Origin of the sequence: Bartonella koehlerae C-29, assembly GCF_000706625.1 — a bacterium.
Classification (GTDB): domain Bacteria; phylum Pseudomonadota; class Alphaproteobacteria; order Rhizobiales; family Rhizobiaceae; genus Bartonella; species Bartonella koehlerae.
Window position 1 is genome coordinate 1,310,596 of sequence record NZ_KL407334.1, and the last position, 12,752, is coordinate 1,323,347.

10 protein-coding genes are annotated in these 12,752 nt (G+C 38.1%); 4 read left to right on the forward strand and 6 right to left on the reverse strand.

From position 1 onward, the window contains the following. Positions 1-651: 651 nt before the first annotated feature. The 5 genes from O9A_RS05605 to ssb form a co-directional block, all read right to left on the reverse strand. Positions 652-1,164, reverse strand: coding sequence for a peptidylprolyl isomerase (locus tag O9A_RS05605; protein WP_034459510.1), 513 nt, complete (start codon positions 1,162-1,164; stop codon positions 652-654). Between the two features lie 22 nt (positions 1,165-1,186). Continuing rightward, the gene (locus O9A_RS05610; protein WP_425348739.1) at positions 1,187-1,783 is read right to left on the reverse strand and encodes a peptidylprolyl isomerase; all 597 of its coding nucleotides are present in this window, start codon (positions 1,781-1,783) and stop codon (positions 1,187-1,189) included. Beyond that, positions 1,767-2,288 (reverse strand): pantetheine-phosphate adenylyltransferase, encoded by a 522-nt coding sequence (gene coaD, locus O9A_RS05615; protein WP_034459512.1) that lies wholly within the window; start codon positions 2,286-2,288, stop codon positions 1,767-1,769. Before coaD ends, O9A_RS05610 begins: the two co-directional genes overlap by 17 nt. A 21-nt stretch (positions 2,289-2,309) precedes the next feature. Next, entirely contained in the window at positions 2,310-5,105 is a 2,796-nt protein-coding gene (gene gyrA / locus O9A_RS05620; RefSeq protein WP_034460261.1) for a DNA gyrase subunit A, read from the reverse strand. Between the two features lie 234 nt (positions 5,106-5,339). After that, positions 5,340-5,858: a single-stranded DNA-binding protein gene (gene ssb, locus O9A_RS05625; protein WP_034459514.1), complete on the reverse strand. Its 519-nt coding sequence runs from the start codon at positions 5,856-5,858 to the stop codon at positions 5,340-5,342. A gap of 341 nt (positions 5,859-6,199) precedes the next feature. Between ssb and uvrA the strand changes: the two genes are divergently transcribed. From uvrA to O9A_RS05645, 4 genes are all read left to right on the forward strand, one after another. Continuing rightward, positions 6,200-9,115, forward strand: a complete 2,916-nt coding sequence (gene uvrA, locus O9A_RS05630) for an excinuclease ABC subunit UvrA (RefSeq protein WP_034459516.1) — start codon at positions 6,200-6,202, stop codon at positions 9,113-9,115. Positions 9,116-9,391: 276 nt separating this feature from the next. Next, entirely contained in the window at positions 9,392-9,730 is a 339-nt protein-coding gene (locus O9A_RS05635) for a P-II family nitrogen regulator (protein WP_034459517.1), read from the forward strand. Positions 9,731-9,787: 57 nt separating this feature from the next. Further along, positions 9,788-11,197 (forward strand): type I glutamate--ammonia ligase, encoded by a 1,410-nt coding sequence (glnA, locus tag O9A_RS05640; protein ID WP_034459518.1) that lies wholly within the window; start codon positions 9,788-9,790, stop codon positions 11,195-11,197. 151 nt (positions 11,198-11,348) lie between these two features. Beyond that, on the forward strand, positions 11,349-11,894 hold the full coding sequence (locus O9A_RS05645) for a hypothetical protein (protein ID WP_034459519.1): 546 nt from the start codon (positions 11,349-11,351) through the stop codon (positions 11,892-11,894). A gap of 45 nt (positions 11,895-11,939) precedes the next feature. Here the strand turns inward: O9A_RS05645 and O9A_RS05650 are convergent, their stop codons facing one another. Next, complete coding sequence (locus O9A_RS05650) at positions 11,940-12,722, reverse strand: ATP12 family chaperone protein (protein ID WP_034459523.1); 783 nt, start codon at positions 12,720-12,722, stop codon at positions 11,940-11,942. Positions 12,723-12,752 lie beyond the last annotated feature (30 nt).

Here is a 12,752-nt window from a genome sequence, read left to right on the forward strand (position 1 = left end):
TACGCCTATATATACATGTAAACAGCCTAAAGCTGTCTAGTAATCTCCTAATAAAATGCAAACCGGTAGAGAATGCTTTGTCATTTTTTTACAAGTAAAAAGAGCTTCACATTTTTGTCTTCAATATTTAAACATACTGTGATCACAATACAAGAGCAACAATATAAAAGCATCGATACGAAAATCTTCTCTTATCTGCTTTCAAGAAACACAAAGCAAAATCACCCTTACATCCAAACAAATGCACCCATGGCAAATTATTTATTACACTCAATAATTATTTTCCAAATTGCACTTACATAAAAACAGTGAATTCAACTAACGCACCAGAAATATAAAAACAGCTATAAAAACAATAAATCCTATAACATTTATTGTTGAACGAGCTAATCGCAGCAAAATTACAAACAAACAGTATTAAATAAACATTAAATCTTATGCATATTCTCTTATGAGTAAATGATATTGCCAACAATGGGCAAATACACAAACTCATTTCCTGTAAAAAAAATAAAGCCTAATGCAAAAAAAGGCATATAACAACTGAAGCTTCTTATAGATTGAAGTTTATGAAAATTACTCTTCATCGTACTCAAGATAACAATATCTTCACTTAGTAAACTTACCGGTCGAAACCTATATTAATTTACCCTATTCTATATCCACAGCAATCGTAGCTTTAATGATTGCATCAGGATTTACAACAGGCTCACCGCGTTTAATTTGATCGACATTTTCCATACCTTCAATAACTTGTCCCCATATAGAATATTGACGATCAAGCCAAGGAGCATCCGCAAAGCAAATAAAAAATTGCGAATTAGCAGAATTTAGATTCTGACTGCGTGCCATAGAAACTGTACCACGCTTATGAGAAAGATTCGAAAACTCTGCTGTTAAATCAGGTTTTTCTGATCCCCCCATACCTGCACGTGATAAATTAAATTTTTCATCGTCTTTCTTTCCAAATTGCACATCACCAGTTTGCGCCATAAAACCATCAATAACACGGTGAAAAATGACGTTATCATAAGCACCTTCATGCACAAGCTCTTTAATACGTGCAACATGACTAGGTGCTAAATCAGCAAAAAATTCAATAACAACTTTACCCTTAGTTGTTTCAAGAATTAATGTATTTTCTGGATCTTTAATTTCAGCCATACAGTTAAACTCCTTTGGCTCATCACTCAGCTTGTAAAGTAGCAGCATTAATAACATCAGGATTTTTCACAGATCCATTATTACCTGTAGTGCCTTTTTTAATTTTATCAACAACATCCATTCCCTTTATGACCTCTCCCACAACAGTGTATTGACCATTTAAAAAAGCAGCATCACTAAAACAAATAAAAAATTGAGAATTAGCGGAATTTGGATCTTGGGAACGTGCCATCCCAACAGTGCCACGCTTAAATGGCTCCTTTGAAAATTCCGCCAGTATATTGGGATAATTGGAACCTCCCATACCAACGCGTTTAGGATCAAAATCTACACTGCCCTTTTTTCCAAATTTTACATCACCTGTCTGTGCCATAAAACCAGGAATGACACGGTGAAATACAACATTGTTATAAGCACCTTCCTTAGTTAACTTCTTGATTTGTGCGACATGTTTTGGTGCCAGTTCAGGACGAAGACGAATAACCACATCACCATTTTTGAGAGATAAAACAAGAACGTTAGAATCATCGCCTACACTAAAATCATCCGCTACAGCACTCAAAGAAAAAAAGCAAAAAACACATGTCAAAACAGTAAGAATTTTAAGAGACACAATCATTCTCCCTTGAAGATTGAAATTTTAAGTGCAAAGCTCTAGCAACATTTGCAGGCACAAAGGGTGCCACATCACCGCCCATAGAGGCAATTTGTTGTACCAATGTAGAAGTTATTACACGCCCCAAAACGCTTGCCGGCAAAAAAACAGTTTGCAATTCAGGAGCCATGATACCATTCATCCCCGCCATTTGCATTTCATAATCAAGATCAGTGCCATCACGTAACCCACGAATAAGAAAAGAAGCACCAATTTCACGAGCCTTATCAATCAAAAGAGTATTAAACGAAATAACCTGCAACCGATCTGACCCTATATTGAACAACTCTTTTCCTGCCTGAGTAATTAAATCAACACGCTCTTCAAAACTAAAAAGCGGTTTTTTTTTAGCCTGTATACCTATAGCTACAACCACCTTGTCAGCCAAAACAAAACTAGCTTGTAAAATATCAAGATGACCATTTGTAAGAGGATCAAAGGAACCTGCATAAAGAGCAATTTTTACCATTTCACTCCACACTCTTAAGAACTATTTTCTTTCACTCAAATCAATTATATTAGAATCATCAACCTCCTCCAAACGTTTTTCAGTTTCATCATCTAATTGGTTATCATCATCTTCAGATTCAGAAATACGCTCAACCGATACGACTTTTTCACCCTCAGCTGTATTAAAAATTGTTACCCCCTTAGTTGAACGACCAGCTATACGAATACCCTCAACAGGAACGCGAATAAGCTGTCCACCATTTGACACCAACATAATTTGATCTTGCGCCTTCACCGGAAAAACCGCCACTAATTTACCAATTTCAGCTGTCTTAGATGGATCTGTGGCACGAATTCCTTTTCCACCACGTCCTGAAATCCGGAATTCATATGAGGAAGATCGTTTTCCATAACCAAATTCACTTACCGTTAAAAGCATCTGTTCGCGCGCATGAAGTTCTGCATAGCGGTCTTCTGTCAACTCTGTGTTGGTTCCCTCATCTTCTTCGTCAAGAGTTACAATATCCTCAGAATCAGAACCTGCAGCGCGCCGTTCATTAATCACACGTTTAATATAAGCAGAACGCTCAATAGACGTTGCTTCAACATGTTCTAAGATTGTCATTGAAATAACTTTATCACCGTTAGCCAAATTGATACCACGGACTCCCACCGAATTCCGACCTGCAAAAACACGAACCTCAACGACCGGAAAACGAATACATTGTCCCTTAGCCGTTGTTAAAACGACATCATCATGTTCTGTACAAGTTTCAACAGAAAGAATTTCATCTTCTTCATCAAGTTTCATGGCAATTTTGCCATTGCGATTAACTTGAACGAAATCCGATAATTTATTACGACGCACAGTTCCACGCGTAGTTGCAAACATCACATCCAATGCACTCCAATGAGCTTCATCTTCTGGCAAGGGCATAATCGTCGTTATGCGCTCACCTTGCTGTAAGGGAAGCATATTGATCAGAGCCCGCCCACGCGATTGTGGCGTACCAAGTGGCAAACGCCAAACTTTTTCTTTATAAACGATTCCACGCGTTGAAAAGAAAAGAACCGGTGTATGGGTATTAACCACAAATAAACGCGTTACAAAATCCTCCTCCTTAGTAGACATACCAGAACGCCCCTTACCACCACGCCGTTGCGCACGGTATGTACTAAGAGGTACCCGCTTAATATAGCCACTATGACTCACCGTAACCACCATATCTTCTGATGCGATCAAATCTTCACAATCCATCTCAGCGCTACCAAAACCAAATATGGTACGCCGAGGGGTTGCAAAAGCCTCCCGAAGAACATTAAGTTCATCTTTAATAATGCTCATAATCCGTGAACGGGATGCCAAAATATGAAGATACTCAGTAATATCCACTCCAATTTTATTCAATTCATCAGCAATTTCATCGCGTCCAAGCGCTGTTAACCTTTGCAAACGCAATTCTAAAATAGCACGCGCCTGTTCTTCAGATAAATTATAAGTATTATCGGCATGGATAATATGACGAGGATCATCAATAAGTTTAATCAAGGGCGCCACATCAGCAGCCGGCCAGCGCCTCTCCATTAACTGTATACGGGCTGTCTGTGGATCAGGTGCCTTCCGAATGAGCGCTATAATTTCATCAATATTAGCAACAGCAAGTGCAAGACCGACCAAAACATGCGCACGCTCCCGTGCTTTACGCAAAAGATATTTGGTACGCCGACTGACAACTTCTTCCCGGAAAGAAACAAATGCACGCAGCATATCAAGCAACGTCATCTGTTCAGGTTTTCCCCCGTTTAACGCCACCATATTACAACCAAAAGAAGTTTGCAGCGGCGTATAACGATACAATTGATTCAAAACAACATCCGCAACAACATCTCTTTTAAGCTCAATAACGACGCGATACCCTTCACGATCAGATTCATCACGCAAGTCAGAAATTCCTTCGATGCGTTTATCACGCACCAATTCGGCCATTTTCTCAATCATTGTTGCTTTATTAACTTGATAAGGGATTTCGCTTACAATGATTGCCTGCCGACCATTGCGAATTTCTTCAATATCAACCTTAGCACGCATAATAATTGAACCGCGTCCCGTTTCATAAGCAGAACGGACACCGGAATGACCAAGGATAATACCACCCGTGGGAAAATCAGGACCAGGAATGATTTCAATGATCTTATCAAGCGTTATATCGGGATTATCAATTAAGGCAATACAAGCATCAAGGATCTCACCAAGATTATGGGGGGGAATATTGGTTGCCATTCCTACGGCAATACCACCTGATCCATTGACTAAAAGATTAGGGAAACGTGCTGGTAAGACTACCGGTTCACGCTCACGTCCATCATAATTATCCTGAAAATCAACAGTATCCTTATCAATATCAGCGAGAAGCTCTTCCGAAACTTTTTCTAAACGACATTCTGTATAGCGCATTGCCGCAGGGGGATCACCATCAACAGAACCAAAATTTCCTTGACCATCAATCAATGGATTCCGCAAAGAGAAGTCCTGTGCCATACGCACCAAAGCATCGTAAATTGAAGCATCTCCATGAGGATGAAATTTTCCCATAACTTCCCCAACAACACCTGCAGATTTACGATAAGGCTTATTGAAAGAAAGCCCCATCTCATTCATAGCATGAAGAATACGCCGATGAACAGGTTTAAGACCATCACGGACATCAGGAAGAGCACGCGAAATAATCACGCTCATCGCATAATCGAGATAGGAGCGTTGCATTTCATCAATAATACTGACCGGTTCAATACCGATCAGTACATCACGTTCTGGATGTGGGTTTAGATCTGTCACAGCTTTAAGACTTTCAAAAAGAATCACTTCACTCTTTGGTATAGCGAAAAATACATTAAAACGCTAATTCCCCCTACAACAGAGAGGAAATTTAACAATAATTTTCAACATGTTATTTATGTTAAAAATCGCCGACAAAATCAATTAGACCTAATTTTTTGAATGTCCAAAACCTCAAACAAACAACTAAGAAGATACAACGAGCAATAACAATATTGCTTTTATTAAGAATCATTAAAAGGGTACGTCATCATCTAATTTGTGCGAAAAGCTCTCTCCCGATTGAATGTTGTTGGAACCAAAAACATCTCTCTGATTTGCGCTATTATCAGAAAAACCACCACTGCCATAAGTACTGCTTGACTGATTTGTTCCTTGCATTTGTTCACCACCAGTTGCACTACGCCCATCAAGCATTTGTAACTCACCACGGTATTTTTGCAAAACAATCTCTGTTGTATAACGATCATTACCGTTTTGATCTTGCCATTTGCGCGTCTGCAATTGACCTTCAATGTAGATTTTACTGCCTTTTTTTAAATATTGCTCTACAACTTTAACAAGGTTTTCGTTAAAAATAACGATACTATGCCACTCCGTGCGCTCTTTACGCTCATTTGTATTACGATCACGCCAACTTTCTGAAGTTGCAATACGCAGATTTGCTACTTGATCACCAGAATTCAAACGGCGAATTTCAGGATCAGCACCTAGATTACCAATCAAAATAACTTTATTAAGGCTACCAGCCATTTTATAAACTCCAAAGTCCTAATTTGCAAAACAACTTCTGTTCTATAATGATCATTACTATCTTAAATCTTACCATTTACCCATCTACCTTTGCAATTGATCTCAATCTGGATCTTGCTAACATTTTTGAAATACCGTACCGTATAATTATAGCAAAAGATGATAACAACGCATAGTTTATTTCATCACCAGAAAATAAAAAGATACTTTGCTGGGTTGTGTTTTCGCAGAACTTGTACTCTCTTTTCACGTTAAAGCAATAAAATACGTTGTAATTCTAAAGAAATAATTTTATTCCACTTTGGATGCTTAATTTTTATCACATATGCCAAGGATAAAATATGGCTCATCAAAAATACATCTCTATTCGCGGCGCACGTGAACATAACCTTAAAAACATTGATATAGACCTCCCTCGTGACAAACTGATTGTCATAACGGGACTTTCTGGATCAGGTAAATCGTCTTTAGCTTTTGATACAATCTACGCTGAAGGTCAACGCCGCTATGTTGAAAGCCTTTCTGCTTATGCACGCCAATTTCTGGAAGTGATGCAAAAACCAGATGTCGACCGAATAGACGGACTTTCTCCTGCCATCTCCATTGAACAAAAAACAACCACCCGCAACCCCCGCTCAACGGTAGGAACCGTCACTGAAATCCACGATTATATGCGCCTTCTCTTTGCCCGTATCGGTATCCCTCATTCTCCTGCCACGGGACTTCCTATTAAAAGCCAAACTGTAAGCCAAATGGTTGATCAAATTATGGCCTTACCAGAAGATACGCGGATTTTTATTATGGCACCTCTCGTTCGAGGGAGAAAGGGAGAATATAAAAAAGAGTTAACGGAACTTTTAAAAAAAGGATTTCAACGTGCTAAAGTTGATGGAATTTTCTATGAAATTCCTGATATTCCATCTCTTAATAAAAAATATAAACATGACATAGATGTTGTGGTAGACCGCATTGTTGTACGAGGTGATATTGCCTCTCGCTTAGCTGATAGTATAGAAACCTGTTTACAGCTAGCAGATGGGATTACAGTTGTTGAAATGGCAGACCAACCTTTAGCAAAAAAAGAAACCTCAAAAGAATCTGCTCATAAATCAAAAAATGAAACGCACAAACGGCTTATTTTTTCAGAAAAGTTTTCCTGCCCTATATCTGGATTTTCTATCCCTGAAATTGAACCACGGCTCTTTTCATTTAATAATCCTTTTGGGGCTTGCCCTACTTGCGATGGACTTGGCATAAAAAAAACAATCGATCCTAAAAAAATAGTACCGAATCAAAATCTCATCTTAGAAGCTGGGGCAATTGCCCCTTGGTCGAATTCATCCTCAGCCTCTCATAGCCAAATCTTAGAGGCACTAGGTAAAATTTATGGATTCAAACTCACGGATAAATGGAACACACTCTCAAATGAAGCGCAGCAAGCTATTCTCTATGGCATAAAAAGAAAGGAAATCTCCTTTGATAACAAAAATAATCCAAGCGCGTATAAAACGATCCTGTATTATGAAGGTGTTATCCCCAATATGGAACGACGATGGAAAGAAACCGATTCTGCTTGGTCACGTGAAGAAATTGAGCAGTATATGTCTTCTTCGCTTTGTCCAGCCTGTCATGGTTATCGTTTAAAACCAGAAGCACTCGCTGTCAAAATCCACGGAAAGCATATTGGACAAATATCAGAACTTTCCATCTTAAAAGCAGATGATTGGTTTTCTAAAATTCATCAATATCTCACTGAAAAACAACGGAGTATAGCATTCCGTATTTTAAAAGAAATTCGTGAACGCCTAGCTTTTCTAAATCATGTAGGACTTGAATATCTTAGCTTATCTCGAAATTCAGGCACACTTTCAGGTGGAGAAAGCCAACGTATTCGATTAGCATCCCAGATTGGCTCTGGTCTCACAGGCGTCCTTTATATTTTAGATGAACCATCTATCGGTTTACACCAACGCGATAATGAACGCCTTTTGAAGATGCTACACCATCTACGTGATCTAGGCAACACAGTTATTGTTGTTGAACATGATGAAGACGCCATTCGCACAGCAGACCATGTGGTTGATATGGGGCCAGCAGCAGGTGTTCATGGTGGAGAAGTTATAGCGCAAGGTACACCGCAAGAAATTATAGAAAATCCTTTTTCTCTCACAGGGCAATATCTTTCAGGAAAAATGGTAGTTACCATACCTGCTCAACGACGCAAAATATCAAAATCAAAAACATTGAAAATAATTGGGGCCAAGGGCAATAATCTTAAAAACATCAGTGCTACCATCCCTCTTGGAACTTTCACGTGCATAACTGGCGTTTCAGGTGGAGGAAAATCAACATTCCTCATTGAAACTCTTTTCAAAGCTGCATCACATCATATCATGGGTACGCATCAAAGTCCCGCGATTTATGATAAAATTGAGGGATTCGAATTTCTTGATAAGGTCATTGATATCAATCAATCACCTATTGGAAGAACCCCGCGTTCTAATCCAGCCACCTATACAGGTGCATTTACCCCAATCCGTGAGTGGTTTGCCGAACTTCCAGAATCAAAAGCCCGTGGTTATCAAGCAGGGCGTTTTTCATTTAATGTTAAGGGAGGACGCTGCGAAGCATGTCAGGGGGATGGAGTGATCAAAATTGAAATGCACTTTTTGCCTGATGTTTATGTTACCTGCGATGTATGCCAAGGAAAACGCTATAATCGAGAAACTCTAGAAATAACATTTAAAGGAAAATCGATCGCCGATATCTTGGACATGACAATCGAAAATGCAGAAGAATTTTTTCAAACTATTCCTACTATTCATAATAAACTGAAAACCCTCATGAAAGTTGGCCTCGGCTATATTAAAGTAGGACAACAAGCGACAACACTTTCTGGTGGTGAAGCTCAACGTGTAAAACTTGCTAAAGAACTTTCACGCAAAACAACAGGTCGTACGCTTTACATTTTAGACGAACCAACAACAGGGTTGCATTTTCACGATATTTCTAAACTTCTTGAGGTCCTGCATGAGCTTGTTGATCAGGGAAATACAGTTGCCATCATTGAACATAATCTTGAAGTTATAAAAACAGCTGACTGGATTATTGACTTAGGACCAGAAGGTGGAGATCGCGGTGGTGAAATCGTTGCGATTGGACGACCTGAAGATATCATTAACGTTTCCGCTTCCTACACTGGAAAATTTCTGAAAGAAATTTTGCTACATCGACCTTTTGTAAACCCGAATTCTTAAAAAGTCTGCAAATTATGAAATATATTAAGAGAACAGTAAAAAATAAAACAAAATATTTTTTATTTTACCATTTTGATTCTTTACAATCCCCAAAGCGTTTTCCTATAAAATAACAGCATTTCACTCTATGTTGTAAAGGAATCTTTCTTACCAAAATATACCATGACATAATTTTTGAATTTTCCGTGTAGAAAGTATCTTTTAGTATATCTCATAGTTGTCAATATAATGTGGTGCAGTCTAAAAAAACATAATAACATTAGAGATAATTTCAGCATGAACAGGATTGAAGCCATCATAAAACCTTTCAAACTTGATGAAGTGAAAGAAGCGCTTCAAAAAATTGAATTACATAATATTACAGTAATAGAAGCAAAGGGCTTTGGTTGTCAAAAAGGACATACAGAACTTTACCGTGGTGCTAAATATGTTATTGACTTTTTACCCAAAGTAAAAATTGAACTTGTTGTCAACGATGAAAAACTAAAACAAGCTATTGACACAATACGTAAAGCAGCTCAAACAAAGCATATTGGAGATGGAAAAATATTTGTTTTTTCCATTGATCATGCCATTCATATCGGCACAGACGAATCTGGAATCGATGCACTTTAACAGCTACAAAATTTTTCACTTTATTTTATCTACCTCAGTCCAATAAGGAAATGGAATATGATAACCGCATCAGATATTCTTAAACGAATTGCAGACAATGATATCCGTTTTATTGATTTACGCTTTACCGATCCACGAGGGAAGTTGCATCACATCACAATAGATACTGCAGAAATCAGCGAGAATACATTTAGCGATGGTGTTATGTTTGACGGTTCTTCAATTTCCGGATGGAAAACAATTCATGAATCTGACATGGTTTTGATGCCAGATCCAGAAACAGCCCATATTGATCCTTTTTTTGCCCAATCAACTTTGGTCATATTTTGTGATGTGCTCGATCCTGTTTCTGGAGAGTTTTATCGAAGAGATCCTCGTTCTATTGCCAAAAGAGCTGAAGTTTATATGAAATCTTTGGGAATTGGAGATACGATCAATGTAGGTCCAGAAGCAGAATTTTTTATCTTTGATGATGTACGCTATAAAACTGACCCTTACAATACAGGATTTAAACTTGATTCAAGTGAACTTCCATCAAATGATAATACGGAATATGAAACGGGCAATCTTGGTCATCGCCCACGAATGAAAGGAGGCTATCTTCCAGTTCCTCCCGTTGATTCCTGCCAAGATATGCGTTCTGAAATGCTTACAATACTCAAAGATATGGATATCCGCGTTGAGAAGCATCATCACGAAGTGGCAGCAGGGCAGCATGAACTGGGTATTCGCTTTGATACTCTTGTTCGGGAAGCTGATAAGGTGCAAATTTTTAAATATGTTGTGCATCAAATAGCAAACAGCTATGGAAAAACAGCAACTTTTATGCCAAAACCGGTTTTTGGTGATAACGGCTCAGGTATGCATGTTCACATGTCCATTTGGAAAGATGGTAAACCAGTTTTTGCCGGAAATGAATATGCTGGACTGTCAGAAACCTGCTTATTCTTTATCGGCGGTATCATTAAGCATGCAAAAGCAATTAACGCCTTCACCAATCCATCTACAAACTCCTATAAGCGTTTGGTTCCCGGTTATGAAGCTCCCGTTCTTCTTGCTTATTCTGTACGTAATCGTTCTGCATCTTGCCGTATTCCAATGACTCCTTCGCCAAATTCAAAACGCGTAGAAGTTCGTTTTCCAGATCCAACAGCAAATCCTTATTTGGCATTTGCAGCACTCTTAATGGCTGGTCTTGATGGCATCAAAAACAAGATTCATCCTGGACATGCTATGGATAAAGATCTTTACGATCTTCCCCTAAAAGAGCTCAAAGACATTCCCACGGTCTCAGGAAATCTGCGTGAGGCACTTGAAGCACTTGATAAAGACCGTAGTTTCCTTAAAGCTGGCGACGTTTTTGATGATGATCAGATTAATTCTTTCATTCAAGTAAAAATGCAAGAAGTTTTACGTTACGAAACAACTCCACATCCCGTAGAATTCGATATGTACTATTCTGTTTAAATAATAGTCATTCTCTTTGATTTAAAAATGGAATTTAAATCTCCATTTTTGTGGATAATCTTCTATTCAAAGAGCACAAATGGCTTTTTGCTTATGTACTTTTACTTTATAAGTTTAGTTGAATCTCTTCAAATCAATTATAAGGTTTCCAATGCTGCGAATTTGTCATCTTTTTCCTATTCTCTTATGCATTGCCTTTATTATCTCAATAACTCAAGCTTATACAATTACAAGTCCAAAACTTACAACCTTTGAAAAAGCAGCATCTGCGTACAGTAAAGCGCTTCAAAATGCCGACGCAAATGCCATTTTAAATGCTATTCCTCCCCAAATCATCAACAGCTTAATAGCCAAAAAAAATCTCAATAAATCACAATTCCAACAAATCATGAAAAGCCAAATACAACGATTGGCAGAAAATTATAAGATTGAGAGTATACAAATCAATCAAAAGAAAAAACGTGAAGGCACACTTGATAATGGTATCCCTTATTTCGTTATACCTGTGAATTTTATAACCACAACAAATTCTGGAAAAAAGCGTTCTATTCAAACTGAAGTTATTGCTCTTTTTTCCGATAACCAATGGTATTTTATCCGTGGTAATGACGAAGCAATCTTAAACATAACCAATGACGCATTTCCTGGACTTGAGAAAATAAAAATCAACCCTCAAAAAATCACAAAAATAATGTAATGTTTTGAGAATAAGTGCGTGAGCAGAATCTGCAAGGAATTTGACCTATAAGCAAGTTGTAATGATTGTTCCTGCTGCATCAAATTCACTTTTCTTATGAGAACATCGCACTAGCTTTTGCTCATCGATTCCCCATTGTTCCATCATCCAATTTTCATCCAAATGCGCAATTTTCCAAGCATGATCTAAATCGATTTTTCCCTCAGAAACAGCAAGAGCAATGAGAGTTGATCCCGTTAAGGTGGTCATCGTATGCAGTGCGGCGAGCATATAAGGAGACTCAACTTTACGTAAATAATTGCTTACCGCTTGAATAGCTTCGCGTGATTGTTCAATATGCATAAGCCCTTCTGTTACATGAAAACGGGCACCCAATTTTTCTTCTGCCCAATCCAATAAAGGATCCCACTGTTCACATTGTCGCTGTACCAACTCTTTTGGTGTTTGTGCGCGATAAAAAATCATATCACATGCAACAAAACGCAATAAATCTTCAAATACAGCCTGCACATTATCAGCTATGCCATCAATAACGGTATTCACAAGACGCGTCATTGGCATTTTTGCTGGATCAATAACTTGCTTCTGGTTTTCAAATTCCTTTGCTACAAATACAGCAAACACTTTTGTTGGCAGGAAAAAATGGCGCTTTGCCGGCGTTTTAACAGGATATCCATCCAATAATACAGAAAATCCTTCCTCTTCACATAAAATTTTTACTTCCTTATAAAATCGTTTAGGGGACATCTGGCATGAAAGATTTTGAATCCTCTGAACAGAATCCTTTTTATTCAATGGTCTATCAAAATGATTCAAAATTTCACGCATATTGTTTTACCTCTGATATTTTCAAAAAAC

Bases quoted from the DNA above. Each gene is read 5' to 3' on its own strand.
- O9A_RS05650 (WP_034459523.1), bottom strand. From the start codon at position 12,722: ATGCGTGAAATTTTGAATCATTTTGATAGACCATTGAATAAAAAGGAT.
- ssb (WP_034459514.1), bottom strand. From the start codon at position 5,858: ATGGCTGGTAGCCTTAATAAAGTTATTTTGATTGGTAATCTAGGTGCT.
- uvrA (WP_034459516.1), top strand. From the start codon at position 6,200: ATGGCTCATCAAAAATACATCTCTATTCGCGGCGCACGTGAACATAAC.
- coaD (WP_034459512.1), bottom strand. From the start codon at position 2,288: ATGGTAAAAATTGCTCTTTATGCAGGTTCCTTTGATCCTCTTACAAAT.
- O9A_RS05635 (WP_034459517.1), top strand. From the start codon at position 9,392: ATGAACAGGATTGAAGCCATCATAAAACCTTTCAAACTTGATGAAGTG.
- O9A_RS05610 (WP_425348739.1), bottom strand. From the start codon at position 1,783: ATGATTGTGTCTCTTAAAATTCTTACTGTTTTGACATGTGTTTTTTGC.
- glnA (WP_034459518.1), top strand. From the start codon at position 9,788: ATGATAACCGCATCAGATATTCTTAAACGAATTGCAGACAATGATATC.
- O9A_RS05605 (WP_034459510.1), bottom strand. From the start codon at position 1,164: ATGGCTGAAATTAAAGATCCAGAAAATACATTAATTCTTGAAACAACT.
- O9A_RS05645 (WP_034459519.1), top strand. From the start codon at position 11,349: ATGCTGCGAATTTGTCATCTTTTTCCTATTCTCTTATGCATTGCCTTT.